General features: G+C 71.0%; 12 protein-coding genes. 5 read left to right on the top strand and 7 right to left on the bottom strand.

What is annotated here, in order from left to right:
* Window positions 1-62: 62 nt before the first annotated feature.
* The 6 genes from JMV16_RS10790 to guaD all read right to left on the bottom strand — a co-directional run bounded on the left by JMV16_RS10790 (window position 63) and on the right by guaD (window position 7,201).
* The gene (locus JMV16_RS10790) at window positions 63-1,235 is read right to left on the bottom strand and encodes a BMP family ABC transporter substrate-binding protein (protein ID WP_201494235.1); all 1,173 of its coding nucleotides are present in this window, start codon (window positions 1,233-1,235) and stop codon (window positions 63-65) included.
* 44 nt (window positions 1,236-1,279) lie between these two features.
* Window positions 1,280-2,200 carry an ABC transporter permease gene (locus tag JMV16_RS10785; protein WP_201494234.1) on the bottom strand — a complete coding sequence of 307 codons (921 nt, stop codon included), beginning with the start codon at window positions 2,198-2,200 and terminating at the stop codon, window positions 1,280-1,282.
* Between the two features lies 1 nt (window position 2,201).
* Entirely contained in the window at window positions 2,202-3,296 is a 1,095-nt protein-coding gene (locus JMV16_RS10780; RefSeq protein ID WP_201494233.1) for an ABC transporter permease, read from the bottom strand.
* The gene (locus JMV16_RS10775) at window positions 3,293-4,819 is read right to left on the bottom strand and encodes an ABC transporter ATP-binding protein (protein ID WP_201494232.1); all 1,527 of its coding nucleotides are present in this window, start codon (window positions 4,817-4,819) and stop codon (window positions 3,293-3,295) included. The genes JMV16_RS10780 and JMV16_RS10775 overlap by 4 nt, the downstream gene beginning before the upstream one ends.
* An 87-nt stretch (window positions 4,820-4,906) precedes the next feature.
* Window positions 4,907-5,776 (bottom strand): outer envelope protein, encoded by an 870-nt coding sequence (locus JMV16_RS10770; RefSeq protein WP_201494231.1) that lies wholly within the window; start codon window positions 5,774-5,776, stop codon window positions 4,907-4,909.
* A gap of 102 nt (window positions 5,777-5,878) precedes the next feature.
* The gene (gene guaD, locus JMV16_RS10765; RefSeq protein ID WP_201494230.1) at window positions 5,879-7,201 is read right to left on the bottom strand and encodes a guanine deaminase; all 1,323 of its coding nucleotides are present in this window, start codon (window positions 7,199-7,201) and stop codon (window positions 5,879-5,881) included.
* A 186-nt stretch (window positions 7,202-7,387) separates the two neighbouring features.
* Here guaD and xdhA point away from each other — a divergent pair, with 186 nt between their 5' ends.
* The 5 genes from xdhA to JMV16_RS10740 all read left to right on the top strand — a co-directional run bounded on the left by xdhA (window position 7,388) and on the right by JMV16_RS10740 (window position 14,606).
* Window positions 7,388-8,866, top strand: coding sequence for a xanthine dehydrogenase small subunit (gene xdhA / locus JMV16_RS10760; protein WP_201494229.1), 1,479 nt, complete (start codon window positions 7,388-7,390; stop codon window positions 8,864-8,866).
* A complete protein-coding gene (gene xdhB / locus JMV16_RS10755) occupies window positions 8,863-11,253 on the top strand; it encodes a xanthine dehydrogenase molybdopterin binding subunit (RefSeq protein ID WP_201494228.1) in 2,391 nt (796 codons plus the stop codon). The genes xdhA and xdhB overlap by 4 nt, the downstream gene beginning before the upstream one ends.
* Complete coding sequence (gene xdhC / locus JMV16_RS10750; RefSeq protein ID WP_201494227.1) at window positions 11,250-12,053, top strand: xanthine dehydrogenase accessory protein XdhC; 804 nt, start codon at window positions 11,250-11,252, stop codon at window positions 12,051-12,053. The genes xdhB and xdhC overlap by 4 nt, the downstream gene beginning before the upstream one ends.
* Window positions 12,054-12,092: 39 nt before the next feature.
* Window positions 12,093-13,331 carry a saccharopine dehydrogenase family protein gene (locus tag JMV16_RS10745; protein WP_201494226.1) on the top strand — a complete coding sequence of 413 codons (1,239 nt, stop codon included), beginning with the start codon at window positions 12,093-12,095 and terminating at the stop codon, window positions 13,329-13,331.
* A 90-nt stretch (window positions 13,332-13,421) separates the two neighbouring features.
* Complete coding sequence (locus tag JMV16_RS10740; RefSeq protein ID WP_201494225.1) at window positions 13,422-14,606, top strand: acetyl-CoA C-acyltransferase family protein; 1,185 nt, start codon at window positions 13,422-13,424, stop codon at window positions 14,604-14,606.
* Window positions 14,607-14,694: 88 nt separating this feature from the next.
* Here JMV16_RS10740 and JMV16_RS10735 read toward each other — a convergent pair whose 3' ends face one another.
* The gene (locus tag JMV16_RS10735) at window positions 14,695-15,204 is read right to left on the bottom strand and encodes a TlpA family protein disulfide reductase (protein ID WP_201494224.1); all 510 of its coding nucleotides are present in this window, start codon (window positions 15,202-15,204) and stop codon (window positions 14,695-14,697) included.
* Between the last annotated feature and the right edge of the window lie 12 nt (window positions 15,205-15,216).

Here is a 15,216-nt window from a genome sequence, read left to right as displayed (position 1 = left end):
ACGAAAAAGCCGCCGGGGCGTGGGCCGCGGCGGCTTGGGGGGCGGGGTTGCCGGGTGGTGGCTTACTTGCCCGAAGGCAGCTTGCTGTCCACGCCCTTGACGTAGAAGTTGATGCCGCCCATGAACTTGTCGTCGGCGACCTCGTCCTTCTTCAGCACTTCCTTGCCGTCCTGGCCGACGATGGGGCCCTTCCAGATCACGAAGCTGCCGTCCTTGAGGCCGGCCTTGACGGCCTCGACCTTGGCCTTGGCCTCGGCCGGCACCTTGTCGTTGATGGAGACAATGTCGATGGCGCCTTCCTTGACACCCCACCAGACCGCGCCGCCGCCGGCCCACTTGCCTTCGAGCGCGTCGCGCGTGGCCTTGATGTAGTAGGGGCCCCAGTTGATGATGGCGCTGGCCAGGTGGGCCTCGGGCGCATAGGCCGTCATGTCGCTGTCCCAGCCGAAGGCGTACTTCTTGTTCTTGGCCGCGGTCTGCAGCACGGCCGAGCTGTCGGTGTTCTGGAACAGCACGTCGGCGCCGCCGTTGACCAGGCTTTGCGCCGCCTCGGTCTCCTTGGGCGGGTTGAACCACTCGTTGACCCACACGACCTTGGTCTTGATCTTGGGGTTGACGCTCTGCGCGCCCAGCGTGAAGGAGTTGATGTTGCGCATCACCTCGGGGATGGGGATGGAGCCCACCACGCCCAGCGTGTTGCTCTTGGTCATGGCGCCGGCGATGACCCCGGCCATGTAGGCGCCCTCGTAGGTGCGGCTGTCGTAGGTGCGCATATTGGCAGCCTGCTTGTAGCCGGTGGCGTGCTCGAACATCACGCCCTTGGTGCCCATGGCGTCCGAGGCCACCTTGAGCATCGGTTCCATATAGCCGAAGGTGGTGCCGAAGATGAGCTTGTTGCCCTGGCCCACGAGATCGCGGAAGACGCGCTCGGCGTCGGCGCTCTCGGGCACCTTCTCGACGAAGCTGGTGACGACCTTGTCGCCGAACTCCTTCTCGACCGCCTTGCGGCCGTTGTCGTGGGCGAAGGTCCAGCCGCCGTCGCCCACCGGGCCGACATAGGCAAAGGCGATCTTCAGCGGCTCGGCCTTGGCCGGTGCCGAGGCGGCCGAGGCCGGCGCGGCGGCCTGCGGCGGCGCCGCTTCTTCCTTCTTGCCGCAGCCGGCCAGGGCCGCGGCTACGGCCACGGCCGACCAGCTGGCCAGCTTCAACATCGTGCGCTTGGTGGGATGGGTCATGGGCTTCTCTCTCCTGGGGGTGTGCGAAGGTCAAACGGAAATTATCAGCCGTTGGGGACAAAGGGCTTGCCCAGCGAGGCCGGCATGTTGATGCGAATCCAGGCCGCGTTGCGCGAGATCAGCACCAGCACGACGATGGTGGCCACATAGGGCAGCATGCTCAGGAACTGGCTCGCGATCTGCACGCCCTGGCCCTGCAGGTGGAACTGCAGCATGGTGACGCCGCCGAAGAGGTAGGCGCCCAGCAGCAGGCGCAGCGGGCGCCAGGTGGCGAAGGTGGTGAGCGCCAGGGCGATCCAGCCCTTGCCGGCCACCATGCCCTCCACCCACAGCGGCGTGTAGACCACCGAGAGGTAGGCGCCGGCCACGCCGCAGAGCGCGCCGCCAGCCACCACCGCGGCCAGGCGGATGCGCCGCACCGGGTAGCCCAGGGCGTGCGCCGCCTCGGGCGATTCGCCCACTGCGCGCAGCACCAGGCCGGCGCGCGAGCGGTAGAGAAACCAGGCCAGGGCCAGCGTCAGCACCATCGCCGCATAAACCATGGGATGCTGGCGGAACAGCGCTGGCCCGAGCAGCGGGATGTCGGCCAGCAGCGGGATGCGGAACTGCACCCTCTCGCCCAGCTTCTCCTGCACGAAGCCGATGCCGACGAAGGCCGAGAAGCCGCCGCCGAAGAGGCTGAGCGCCAGGCCGGTGGCAACCTGGTTGGTGTTGAGCCAGATCACCAGCAGGCCGAACACCGCCGCCAGCCCGGCGCCGGCGGCGGCGCCCGCGGCAAAGGCCAGCCAGTCGCTGCCGCTGGCCACCGCGGTGGCGAAGCCGGCAATGGCGGCCACCAGCATCAGGCCCTCGGCGCCGAGGTTGACGACGCCGGCGCGCTCGTTGATCAGGAGGCCCAGGCCGGCGATGGCCAGCACGGTGCCGGCGTTGAGCGTGGCGGCCAGCAGCAGTGCGAAGCTGTCCATCTCAAGCCCCCTTGGAAGTCGCGCCGGGCGCGGGACGGCGCAGGCGCACCCGGAAATGGATCAGCGTGTCGCAGGCCAGCAGCGAGAACAGCAGCAGGCCCTGGAACACGCCGGTGAGCGATTTCGGCAGGCCCATGCGCGACTGCGCCAGCTCGCCGCCGATGTAGAACATGCTCATCAGCACGCCCGAGAACACGATGCCCACCGGGTGCAGGCGGCCGACGTAGGCCACGATGATGGCGGCGAAGCCGTAGCCGGCCGGCACATAGGGCGTGAGCTGGCCCAGCGGCCCGGCGGCCTCGAGCCCGCCCGCCAGGCCGGCCATGCCGCCGCTGAGCAGCAGCGCCAGCCAGATGGCGCCGCGCGACGAGAAGCCGGCGTAGCGCGCCGCCGCCGGCGCCAGCCCGCCCACCTGCAGCGCGAAGCCGCGGTAGGTGCGAAAGAGAAAGGCCCAGAACAGGCCCACGCCGGCCAGCGCGACGAGCACGCCGACGTGGGCGCGCAGCCCGTCCACCAGGCGCGGCACCTGGGTCACGGGCAGGAAGGTGATGCTCTGCGGAAAGTTGTAGCCCTTGGGGTCTTTCCAGGGCCCGTAGACCAGCCAGCCGAGGATCATCTCGGCCACGTAGACCAGCATCAGGCTGACCAGGATCTCGTTGGCATTGAAGCGGTCGCGCAGCAGCGCCACGATGGCCGCCCAGGCCATGCCGCCCAGCACGCCGGCGGCGACGATGGGCAGCACGATGGCGCGGCCCATCCAGGCAGTCTCGGGCCCGGCCTGCATGGCCACCCAGCCGGCGGCCAGCGCGCCCATCACGAACTGGCCTTCGGCACCGATGTTCCAGACATTGGCGCGAAAGCACACCGCCAGGCCGAGCGCGATCAGGATCAGCGGCGTGGCCTTCACCGACAGCTCGCTGAGCTGGTAGAGGTTCTTCACCGGCTCGACGAAGAACATCTGCAGGCCGCGCAGAGGATCCTTGCCCAGCAGCACGAAGAGCAGCACGCCCACGGCCACCGTCAGCGCCAGCGCCAGCAGCGGGCTCGCCAGCGACATCAGCCGCGACGGCTGGGGGCGGACCTCCAGGCGCATCATGCCGCCGCCCCCTGGACCGTCGGAGTGACAGGCGCCGCCCACAGCCCCGACATCCATTCGCCGATCTGCGGCACCGTGGCATCGCCCACCGGCACGCTGGGTGACAGCCGCCCCTTGGCGATGACGAGCAGGCGGTCGCTGATCTCGAACAGCTCGTCGAGCTCCTCGCTCACCACCAGCACGGCGCAACCCTGGTCACGCAGCGCCAGCAGTTCGCCGCGGATCTGGGCCGCGGCGCCGACGTCCACGCCCCAGGTCGGCTGCGAGACGATCAGCACCTTGGGCGCGGCGCTGATCTCGCGCCCGACGATGAATTTCTGCAGATTGCCCCCCGACAGGCTGCGTGCGCTGGCACCGGCGCCGCCGGCGCGCACATGGAAGCGCGCGATGATGTCCTCGGCCAGGCGCTGTACGCGGCCGGGCTTGATCCAGCCGCGCGGCGACACGCCCTGCAGCCTTGTGAGCAGCGTGTTCTGGGCCAGCGCCAGCGTCGGCACGGCGCCGCGGCCCAGGCGCTCCTCGGGCACGAAATGCAGGCCGAGCGCGCGGCGGCGGCGCGGGCCGGCACGCGCGATGTCCTCGCCGCCCAGCACGATGCTGCCAGGCCCGCCGCGCGGGTCTTCGCCCGAAAGCGCCGCCATCAGCTCCTGCTGGCCATTGCCCGAGACGCCGGCGATGCCGACGATCTCGCCGGCGCGCAGCTCGAAGCCGATGTCGTGCAGGTCGGCGCCGAAGGGCGAGGGCCGCGCCAGGCTCAGGTTGCGCACCTGCAGCACCACCTCGCCGGCGCTGCGGGCCTGGTGGCGCAGCGGCGGTGGCTCGGCACCGATCATCAGGCGCGACAGGCTGGCATTGCTCTCCTGCGTGGGGTCGACCTCGCCCGTGACCTTGCCGCCGCGCAGCACCGTGCAGTGGTGGCACAGGGCGCGGATCTCGTCGAGCTTGTGGCTGATGTAGAGGATGCTGCAGCCGCTGGCGGCCAGCTGGCGCAGCGTGACGAAGAGCTTGTCCACGGCCTGCGGCGTGAGCACCGAGGTCGGCTCATCGAGGATCAGCAGTTGCGGCGCCGTCAGCAGCGCGCGCACGATCTCGACGCGCTGGCGCTCGCCCACGCTCAGCGTGTGTACCGGGCGCGCCGCGTCCACGTCCAGGCCGTAGCTGTGCGCCACCTCGTCTATGCGCTTGGCCACCTCGGGCAGTGTCATCCTGCCGTCCAGGCCGAGCCAGACGTTTTCGGCCGCCGTCAGCGTGTCGAACAGCGAAAAGTGCTGGTAGACCATGCTGATGCCCAGGCGCCGCGCCTGCGCCGGGCTGGCGATTTTCACCGGCTCGCCGTTCCAGCGCAGCTCGCCCTCGTCGGGTTGCACCGCGCCGTAGATGATCTTCATCAGCGTGCTCTTGCCGGCGCCGTTCTCGCCCAGCACGGCGTGGATCTCGCCCGGCTTGACGGCGAGGTTCACGCGGTCGTTGGCACGCACCGCGGGGTATTGCTTGCTGATGCCGGTGAGTTGCAGGCGGAGCATGGCCCTAGCCGCGCCACGCGGGCGCGGTGATCAAAGGTGAGGCGGGCGCCGCCGCGGCCGGGCAGGCTGCGACGGCGTGGGCGCCGGTCAGAAATGGTATTCGGCGCGCAGCATCGGCGTCTTGGCGAAGGCACCGTTGCCGGCCGGGCCCTTGTGGCTGTTGCCGAACTTGTTCTTCCAGTACTGGTACTCGATGCCGACCTTGAACTTGCCCCCGGCGCCCATCAGGCTGCCCAGGTCGTACATGATCTGGGCGTCGAAATTGGTCTCCGGCGCCGTGCCATTGCCGAATTCGTCGGCTCCCTTGGCGGCGATGTAGTTCATGAAGCCCTCGAACGAGAGGCCCGTCTTGCCCAGCGGGATGCCCCAGGCCGCCGTCAGCATCGGGTGCGCCTTGTACTGGTAGCGCGGCACGCCGCCGGCGGGCGGCAAGGTGCTGTAGGGCGCATTGCTCTCCCACAGCTGCAGCAGGCTCACATTGAGGAAGCCCGGCACGTCCAGCGAGACGGTCGGCCCCAGCACCAGCATGCGTTTCTTCGAGTTGTAGCCGGCGTCGGTCTTGGTGTTGACGTCGAAGCCCGCGGTGAAGCCCAGGCTGCGCATGGGCCCCATCTTGAACGACATGCCCGAAACCTTCTCGATGTCCAGCGTGTGGCGGTAGACGATGTAGACCTCGGTCGCGCCGTTGTTCGATCCGGCGAAGGCCGGATCCTTCTTGTCCGACAGCAGGTAGTCGACGTTGAAGAAGTTCGTGCCGTACTTGTAGCCGCTCACATGCGTGAGGTTGAGGATGTTCTTCTTGATGTCCTCGGGGTTGAAGGGCTCGGCGAACTTGCTGCCGGTGCGCCAGCCTATCGAGGTGTCGCTCCAGTCGGCGGCATGGCTGGCGGTGGCGAAGCTGGCGGCCAGGGCGGCCACGGCCAGGGCCGCGCGGCAGGAAATGGGATGGGCTTGCATGAGGCTCCTCTGGTGGGTTGGGTTGCGGGTTGGGAAGGGAACGGACGGCAGCAACTCCGCCGTTCCCGCGCGCAATTTCCATTCCACGGGTCGGTGCGTCGATCATGGGCCAGTTTCGCGCCGGTAGGCCGGCCGCCCGGCCACCCAGGCGGCGGCGAGATTGCGCTCGTCGGCCAGCGTCATCCAGGCGAAGACGCGGGCGTGCAGGCCTTGCTCGGTGCAGCCAGGCAGGGCGCCGCGCGCCACCGCGTCGCGGTGGCGGGCCACCGGGCCGCAGGCCCAGTCCCACAGCACCAGGTCGGCCATCGCGCCGGCCCCCAGGTGCCCGATCTCGCCGCCCAGGCCCAGGCCCTCGGCCGCGCCCCGCGTGGCTGCGTGCAGCGCCGTCCAGGCATTGAGCCGGGCGCCGCGCAGTGCCTGCACCTTGTAGGCCTCGGCCAGGGTGCGCAGCAGGGACAGGCTGGTGCCGCCGCCCACGTCGCTGGCGATGGAGACGCGGTGGCCGGCGTCGATGGCGGCCTGCCAGTCGAACAGGCCGCTGCCGAGAAAGAGATTGCTGCTCGGGCTGTGGGCGATCTGGGCGCCGCTGTCGCGCAGCAGCGCGCGGTCGGTGGCGTCGAGCCAGATGCCGTGGGCCAGCACGGCGCGCTCGTGCAGCAGGCCGTGGCGGGCATAGACATCGAGGTAGCTGCGTGCGTCCGGAAAGAGGCTGGCGACCAGGGCCACCTCGTCGCGGTTCTCGGCCACATGGGTCTGCATGTAGAGGCCGGCGTGGCGCTGGCCCAGCGCGCCTGCCATCGCCAACTGCCGTGGCGTGCTGGTGACGGCAAAGCGCACCGTCACCGCATAGGCGTTGCGGCCCTGGCCGTGCCAGCGCTGGATCAGGTCTTCGCAGTCGCGCTCGGCGCCCTCCACGTCGTCGCAGAGGGCGGGCGGCGCGTGGCGGTCCATCAGCACCTTGCCGGCGATGAGGCGCATGCCGCGCGCCGCGGCGGCCGCGAACAGCGCCTCGGCCGAGGCCTTGTGTACGGTGGGGAAGACCACCGCCGCCGTGCTGCCGTGGGCGAGCAGGGCATCCAGGAATTCGGCCGCCGCCGCCGCGGTGAGCGCCGGGTCGGCATGGCGCTGCTCGGCCGGGAAGGTGTAGTTGGCCAGCCAGTCGAGCAGGCCGGTGCCGTAGCTGGCGATCACGTCGAGCTGGGGCGCGTGGACGTGGGTGTCGATGAAGCCCGGCATCAGCAGGCGGCCGCGGTGGTCGTGCCGCTGCCAGTCGGGGCCGGGGTCGGCGGTCTGGGCGCCGGCGATGCGGCCGTCGTCGCCCACCAGCAGCCAGTGATCGGGGCGCCAGCGCACGCCTTGCAGCGTTGGCGTGCCCCAGGACGGTGCGGCCGTGAAGTCCAGCAGGTCGGCGCGGATGGCGAACATCGGCTCAGGGTGCCGCTGTGGCCGGGCCCGGCAATTGCAAGCCGGGGGGCATGGGAAAACGGCGCTGCGGCATGGTTTCGAGGATAGAGCGGTATGCTGAAGTGTGTACCGTGGCGTATACCCGGCCAGCGGTGGCGTGCAAGAGCCGGGCCGGCCACTCAACGCTTTGACGCCCAGGCGCAGGACATGACAGAGCGCGCAATCCGCTTTTTTCACCGCGGGGCCGTCGTCGAGGTGACGGGCGCCCCCGCCACCCGCACCGTGCTGCAGTGGCTGCGCGAGGACGCGCGCTGCAGCGGCAGCAAGGAAGGCTGTGCCGAGGGCGATTGCGGCGCCTGCACCGTGGTCGTTGGCGAGCTTGACGGCCGCGGCGGCGTTGCGCTGGCGCCAGTCAACGCCTGCATCCGTTTCCTGCCCACGCTGGACGGCAAGGCGTTGTTCACGGTGGAAGACGTGGCCGCGCCCGACGGCAGCCTGCACCCGGTGCAGCAGGCCCTGGTCGACGCCCACGGCTCGCAGTGCGGCTTCTGCACGCCTGGCTTCGTGATGTCGCTGTGGGCCTGCTACGAGCGCCACCAGGCTGGCGGCACGCGGCCGACGCGCCAGCAGCTGGCCGACGATCTGGCGGGCAATCTCTGCCGCTGCACCGGCTACCGGCCCATCCTGGATGCCGGCCAGGCCATGTTCGAGGCGTCGCCGCGGCGTGTGGACCTGGCGCCGGTGGCTGCCGCGCTGCGCCAACTGGCCGGCCATGCGCCGCTGGGCGGCGCAGGCGATGCCGCCACTTATCACGCGCCGCGCACGCTGGACGAACTGGCCGCGCTGCGCCTGGCCCGGCCCGCGGCGCGGCTGCTGGCCGGCGGCACCGATGCGGCGCTCTGGGTCACCAAGCAGATGCGCGAGCTGGGCGAGATCATCTACCTCGGCGACGTGGCCGAGCTGCGCCGCATCGCCACCGATGCTGGCGCCATCGAGATCGGCGCCGCCGCAACGCTGGAAGACGCCTGGGCTGCACTGGCCGCCGAGTGGCCAGTGCTGCGCGAGGTCTGGCTGCGCTTTGCCTCGCCGCCGGTGCGCCACGCCGGCACGATGGGCGGCAATGTCGCCAACGGCTCGCCCATCGGCGATGCGGCGCCGGTGCTGATCGCCCTGGGCGCGCGAATCGTGCTGCGGCGCGGCGCCGTCGAGCGCAGCCTGGCGCTGGAGGATTTCTACACCGGCTATATGCAGAACCGGCTGGAGGCGGGTGAGTTCGTGTACGCGTTGCGCGTTCCCCGCGCCGGGGCCGCGCTGCTGCGCGTCTACAAGATCAGCAAGCGCTTCGACAGCGACATCTCGGCCGTCTGCGCCGCGCTGTCGCTCACCGTGGTCGAGGGCCGCATCACCGCCGCACGCCTGGCCTGGGGGGGGCTCGCGGCCACGGTCAAGCGCGCCGCCGCGGCCGAGGCGGTGCTCGTCGGCCGGCCCTGGGACGAGGCCGCGCTGCTGGCGGCGCAGGCGGCGCTGGCGCAGGACTTCCAGCCGCTGAGCGACATGCGCGCCAGCGCCGGCTACCGCCTGCAGGTGGCGCAGAACCTGTTGCGCCGCTGCTGGCTCGAGACGCGGGCCGAAGGCGCGCTGCCGGCCACGGCCATCAGCGTCTGGGCGCGCACGGAGGCCCCATGAACAAGCCCGTCGAATTGCCCCCAGTGGCTGCCGACGTGCAAGCCCACGCCGAGGTCGGCGTCGCACGCCCGCACGAATCGGCCCATCTGCACGTCGCCGGCGCCGCGCCCTATACCGACGACCTGCCCGAACTGGCCGGCACCCTGCATGCCGCGCTGGGTCTGTCGCCGCTGGCCCATGGCGTGATCGAGGCCATCGACGTGGCGCTGATCCGCGCCCAGCCCGGTGTGGTGGACGTGTTCACGGCGCGCGACCTCCCGGGCGCCAACGACTGCGGCGCCCTGGTCCACGACGACCCCATCCTGGCCGGCGAGGCCGGCGACACCTTGCGCTACCGGGGCCAGCCGGTGTTCGCGGTGATCGCCACCACGCGCGACGCGGCGCGGCGCGCGGCGGCGCTGGCCAAGACGGCCGTGAAGGCCCAGCCGCTGCCGCCCATCCTGACGCCGCAAGAAGCCCATGCCGCCGGCCAGTACGTGGTACCGCCCATGCACCTGGCGCGGGGCGACGCGGCAACGGCCATCGCGGCGGCACCGCATCGCCTGAGCCTGGCCTTCGATATCGGCGGCCAGGAGCAGTTCTACCTGGAAGGCCAGATCGCCTATGCCGTGCCGCTGGAGGATCGCGGCATGAAGGTCTGGTGCTCGACCCAGCACCCCAGCGAGATGCAGCACCTGGTGGCGCATGCGCTGCAGCGGCCGGCACACGCGGTGCAGGTCGAATGCCGGCGCATGGGCGGCGGCTTCGGCGGCAAGGAGTCGCAGTCGGGCTTGTTCGCCTGTGTCGCCGCCATCGCTGCCTTTCGGCTGCAGCGTCCGGTCAAGCTGCGCCTGGACCGCGACGACGACTTTCTGATCACCGGGCGCCGCCACTGCTTCCACTACGAGCTGCAGGCCGGCTACGACGACGCCGGCCGCATCCTCGGCGCCGAGGTGACGATGGTCTCGCGCGCCGGCCATTCGGCCGATCTCTCGGGCCCGGTGATGACGCGGGCGCTGTGCCACTTCGACAACGCCTACTGGCTGCCCCATGTGGCCCTGCACGGGTATTCGGGCCGCACCAACACCCAGAGCAACACCGCCTTTCGCGGCTTCGGCGGGCCGCAGGGCGCCATCGCCGTCGAATACCTGCTCGACTCGGTGGCACGGCGGCTCGGGCGCGACCCGCTGGAAGTCAGGCGCGCCAACTTCTACGCGCCTGACCCGGCCGCGGGCCGCCACCTCACGCCCTATGGCCAGCCGGTGGAGGACAACATCGTCCACGCCCTCGTGGCCGAACTGGAGGTCAGCAGCGACTACGCCGCGCGCCGCGCCGCCATCGCCGCCTTCAATGCCACGAGCCCGGTGCTCAAGCGCGGCATTGCGCTCACGCCGCTGAAGTTCGGCATCTCCTTCAACGTCGTCCACCTCAACCAGGCCGGTGCCCTCGTCCACATCTACACCGACGGCTCGGTGCTGGTGAACCATGGCGGCACCGAGATGGGCCAGGGCCTCAACACCAAGGTGGCCCAGGTGGTGGCGCACGAGCTGGGCCTGCCGCTGGCGCGCGTGCGCTGCAGTGCCACCGACACCGCCAAGGTGGCCAACACCTCGGCCACCGCGGCCTCCACCGGCAGCGATCTCAACGGCAAGGCAGCCCAGGACGCCGCGCGCCGCCTGCGCGAACGCCTGGCCGCCTTTGCCGCCGGCCGCTGGGGCGGCAGCGCGCACGAGGTGGGCTTCTCCGAAGGCGAGGTGGCGGTGGCCGGCTTGACGATGAGCTTTGCCGAGCTCGTCAACCTGGCCTATCTGGCGCGCGTGCAGCTCTGGAGCGACGGCTTCTACGCCACGCCCGGCCTGAGCTGGGACCGCCAGACCCTGCAGGGCCGGCCCTTCTATTACTTCGCCTGGGGCGCGGCGGTGAGCGAGGTCATCGTCGACACCCTCACTGGCGAGCACCGCCTGCTGCGCGCCGACATCCTGCACGACGCCGGCCGATCGCTCAATCCGGCCATCGACATCGGCCAGGTCGAGGGTGCCTTCATCCAGGGCATGGGCTGGCTGACGATGGAAGAGCTGGTCTGGCACCCGCAGACCGGCATGCTCAGTACCCACGCGCCCAGCACCTACAAGATTCCCACGGCCAACGACTGCCCGGCGCTCTTTCATACGCGGCTGTTCGAGCACGCCAATGCCCAGGACAGCATCCACCGCAGCAAGGCGGTGGGCGAGCCGCCGCTGCTGCTGCCCTTCTCGGTCTTCTTCGCCCTCCGCGACGCCGTCTCGGCCGTGGGCGGCCACCGCGTCGACCCGCCGCTGCAGGCACCGGCCACGCCCGAGGCGGTGCTGCACGCCATCACCGCCGTCCAGGCGGTGTCGTCAGCCGCGGCGGTGCAGTTCGTCGCGTGAACGGGGCTCTGCGCGACACCGCGCGGCGCTGGCGCGCAGCCGGGCGGCCGGCGGTGGTGGTGGAGGTAGCCCGCACGGCCGGCTCGGTGCCGCGCGAGACCGGCACGCGCATGCTGGTGGCGGCCGATGCGGTGTGCGGCAGCATAGGCGGCGGCCATCTCGAACTGCAGGCCATTGCCCAGGCGCGCACGCTGCTGGCCGCGCCAGTGCCGGCGCCGCGCGACCAGCACATCGCCCTCGGCCCCGGCCTGGGCCAGTGCTGCGGCGGCGCGCTCGACCTGCGCTACGGCCTGCTCGCCGACGACGACCCCGCCGCCTGGCCGTTGCCATTGCCGCGCTTTGAACTTCAGCTGTATGGCGCCGGCCACGTCGGCCGCGCCATCGTGCGCCTGCTGGCCGATCTCCCCTGCCGCGTCGGGTGGATCGACGAGCGCGAAGAGGAATTTCCGCCGGGCCCGCTGCCGCCCCATATCGAGCGCATCTGCGTCGAGCCGGTGCAGGCCGAGGTGGCGCAGGCGCCGCCGGGCGCCTGCTTCCTGGTGCTGACGCACAGCCATGCGCTCGACCTGGCGCTGGCCCAGGCCATCCTGGCGCGCGGCGATTTCGCCTGGTTCGGCCTCATAGGCTCGCGCAGCAAGCGCGCCCGCTTCGAAGCCCGTCTGCGCGAGCGCGGCTGCGCGCCGGAACTGCTGGCGCGCATGACCTGCCCCATAGGACTGCCAGGGATCACCGGCAAGGAGCCCGAGGTCATCGCGCTGGCGGTGGTGGCGCAACTGCTGCTGCAGGTGCCGGCGCGTTGAGCCCTGGGGCGCCCGCCCCGGGCTGTGCGACGATAGTGCATGAGAAAGCCTTTCGATCTCATCCTTTTCGGCGCCAGCGGCTACACCGGGCGCCTCGTCGCCGAGGTGCTGCAGCAGGGCAGCGTGGCGGGCGCTGGCCTGAGCTGGGCCCTGGCGGGTCGCGACGTCGGCCGCCTGGGCCGGGTGCGCGACGGCCTGCCCCAGGCCGACCACCTGCCGCTGCTGGCCGCCGACGCTGCCGATGGCCCGGCGCTGGCCAAGCTGGTGCGCCAGGCGGATGTGGTGATCAGCACCGTCGGCCCCTACCAGCAGCACGGCGAGCCCCTGGTCACAGCCTGCGCCGAGGCCGGCGTCGACTATGTCGATCTCTGCGGCGAGCCCGGCTGGATGGCGCGCATGATCCCGCGCCTGGAGCCGCTGGCGCGGGCCTCGGGTGCCCGCATCGTGTTCTCCTGCGGCTTCGATTCCGTGCCCTTCGACCTGGGCGTGGTCTATCTGCAGGACGAGGCGCTGCAGCGCCTGGGCGTGCCGCTGCAGCGCCTGCGCTGCCGCGTGCGCACGATGAAGGGCGGGCCCTCGGGCGGCACCGTCGAAAGCCTGCTGGCGACAATGGAGCAGATGCGGCGCGACCCGGCCACCGCCCGCACCATGGCCGATCCGTTTGCGCTCACGCCGGGCTTCTTCGGCCCGCCCCAGCCCGACGACGAAGGCGCGGCCTGCGACGAGCGCGGCGGGGCCTGGACGGCGCCCTTCGTGATGGCGCCCATCAACACCAAGAACGTACACCGCACCAATGCGCTGCGCGGCCATCCCTGGGGCCGCGATTTCGTCTACGACGAGCGCATGCTGGCGGGCACCGGCCAGCTGGGCGAGATGCGGGCGCGCCGGCTCGCCCGCCAGCTGCGCATCCAGAACGCGCTGCTGGCCTTTGCGCCGACGCGGGCCATGCTGCGCCGCTTTGCGCTGCCGCGGCCGGGCGAGGGGCCGAGCGCCCAGGAGCGCGAGGCCGGCCACTACGAGATTGTCTTCAGCGGCGAGACCGCCGACGGCCGCAGCCTGGGCGCCACCGTCACCGGCGACCGCGACCCCGGCTACGGCTCCACCGCGCGCATGGTGGCGGCCAGTGCCCTGTGCCTGATGCAGGACATCGACCGCATCGCCACCCCCGGCGGCGTGTGGACCGCCGGCGCGGCCATGGGGCTGGCCCTGGTGCGCCGGCTGCAGGCCCACGCCGGCCTGGCCTTCTCGATCGACGACGGCCTGCCACCGCTCGGCTGAGGGCGCCGTGCCGGGGCGTAAGCCCGCCGCCAGCCGGCGCAGGCCCACTTGGGGTACAAACTCATTCTTTTAGTGCAAGGAGACCTGAACATGAGCAAGCGTGATGTGGTGGTTCTGGGCGCGGCCCGGTCGGCAATCGGCACCTTCGGGGGTTCGCTGGCCGACATCGAGCCGGCGGAACTGGCCGGCACCGTGATGAAGGAAGCCGTGGTCCGTTCGGGCGTCGACCCCAAGGCCATCAACTACGTGACGGTGGGCAACACCATTCCCACCGAAGGCCGCTTCGCCTATGTGGCGCGCGTGGCCAGCATCCAGGCCGGCCTGCCGATGGACAGCGTGGCCATGGCCGTGAACCGCCTCTGCAGCAGCGGCCTGCAGGCCATCGTCACGACGACGCAGAACATCCTGCTCGGCGACTGTGACTACGGCGTCGGCGGCGGCGTTGAGGTGATGAGCCGCGGCGGCTACCTCAGCCCGGCCATGCGCACCGGCGCACGCATGGGTGACACCAAGCTCATCGACACGATGGTCGCCACGCTGACCGACCCCTTCGGTGTCGGCCACATGGGCATCACGGCCGAGAACCTGGTCACCAAGTGGGGCATCACCCGCCAGGAGCAGGACCAGCTGGCGGTGGATTCGCACCGCAAGGCGGCAGCCGCCATCGCCGAGGGCCGCTTCAAGAGCCAGATCGTCGCCATCGTCAAGCAGACCAAGAAGGGCGAGGTCGTGTTCGACACCGACGAGCACGTCAAGGCCGGCACGACGCTGGAATCGCTGGCCAAGATGAAGCCGGCCTTCAAGAAGGACGGCTCGGTGACGGCCGGCAACGCCTCGGGCATCAATGACGGCGCCGCTTTCTTCGTGCTGGCCGACGCCGCCGTGGCCGCCGCCGCCGGCCACAAGCCGATGGCGCGCATCGTCAGCTATGCGCTGGCCGGCGTGCCGAATGACGTGATGGGCGAAGGCCCGATCCCGGCCGTCAAACTGGCGCTCAAGAAGGCCGGCCTGACGCTGGACCAGATGGACGTGATCGAGAGCAACGAGGCCTTCGCGGCCCAGGCCATCGCGGTTGCGCGCGGCCTTGAGTACGACATGTCCAAGGTCAACCCCAACGGCGGCGCCATCGCCCTGGGCCACCCCATCGGCTGCTCGGGCGCCTTCATCGCCACCAAGGCCATCTACGAACTGCAGCGCACCGGCGGCAAGTACGCGCTGGCGACGATGTGCATCGGCGGTGGCCAGGGCATCGCCGTGGTGTTCGAGCGCCTGTAAGCCAGGCCTGCCGGACCGATGCCGCCGCGGGCGGTGTCGGCACCCGGCACTCGCGCTTCGACGGACGGCACAGCCGTCCGTTTTTCATTCAGGGCAGCAGGTCGGCCACCTGGTCCCAGGCCTGAGGCGGGATGCGGCCTTCGTGGCCGCCCACCACCTGCCCGGCGCGGTCGAACACCAGCGTCAGCGGCAGCCGTGAACTGCCCCGCCACGAGGCCGGCATGTCCACCTCGCCGTGCCACAGGCTGTAAATCGAGCCCCCGCTTTCTGCCGCCAGCCGGCGCAGCTGGTCGTAGGCCTGGGCATCGGCGCGCTGGCCGTCGAGGTTGACGAGCACGATGTCGAAAGGCTTGTCGCGCCAGCCGCGGGCGTTGGCGCGCAACTCGGGCATCTTGTCCAGGCACACGGCGCAATCGGTGCGCCACATCACCACCATCACCACATGGCTGCGGAGCCATGCCAGGTTGAAGGGCTGGCCGTCCAGCGTGCGTCCGCTCAGCGTCACGGTGGCCGTGGCGCCCTGCGCACCAGCCGCGCCAGGGAGCAACAGGCCGGTCGACAAGGTGGCCAGCAACCAGCGGCGTCGGGTGATGATCATGAGGGTTGAGTC

Source organism: Rubrivivax sp. A210 (assembly GCF_904426505.1).
In the GTDB taxonomy this organism is placed as follows: domain Bacteria; phylum Pseudomonadota; class Gammaproteobacteria; order Burkholderiales; family Burkholderiaceae_C; genus Rubrivivax.
Note: the sequence above shows the minus strand (reverse complement) of the source record. Positions and strands in the feature narration are given on the sequence as shown.

Coding starts and splice junctions, on each gene's coding strand:
- xdhA (WP_201494229.1), top strand. CDS start 7,388: ATGACAGAGCGCGCAATCCGCTTTTTTCACCGCGGGGCCGTCGTCGAG.
- JMV16_RS10770 (WP_201494231.1), bottom strand. CDS start 5,776: ATGCAAGCCCATCCCATTTCCTGCCGCGCGGCCCTGGCCGTGGCCGCC.
- JMV16_RS10735 (WP_201494224.1), bottom strand. CDS start 15,204: ATGATCATCACCCGACGCCGCTGGTTGCTGGCCACCTTGTCGACCGGC.
- guaD (WP_201494230.1), bottom strand. CDS start 7,201: ATGTTCGCCATCCGCGCCGACCTGCTGGACTTCACGGCCGCACCGTCC.
- JMV16_RS10740 (WP_201494225.1), top strand. CDS start 13,422: ATGAGCAAGCGTGATGTGGTGGTTCTGGGCGCGGCCCGGTCGGCAATC.
- JMV16_RS10780 (WP_201494233.1), bottom strand. CDS start 3,296: ATGATGCGCCTGGAGGTCCGCCCCCAGCCGTCGCGGCTGATGTCGCTG.
- JMV16_RS10745 (WP_201494226.1), top strand. CDS start 12,093: ATGAGAAAGCCTTTCGATCTCATCCTTTTCGGCGCCAGCGGCTACACC.
- xdhB (WP_201494228.1), top strand. CDS start 8,863: ATGAACAAGCCCGTCGAATTGCCCCCAGTGGCTGCCGACGTGCAAGCC.
- JMV16_RS10775 (WP_201494232.1), bottom strand. CDS start 4,819: ATGCTCCGCCTGCAACTCACCGGCATCAGCAAGCAATACCCCGCGGTG.
- JMV16_RS10790 (WP_201494235.1), bottom strand. CDS start 1,235: ATGACCCATCCCACCAAGCGCACGATGTTGAAGCTGGCCAGCTGGTCG.
- JMV16_RS10785 (WP_201494234.1), bottom strand. CDS start 2,200: ATGGACAGCTTCGCACTGCTGCTGGCCGCCACGCTCAACGCCGGCACC.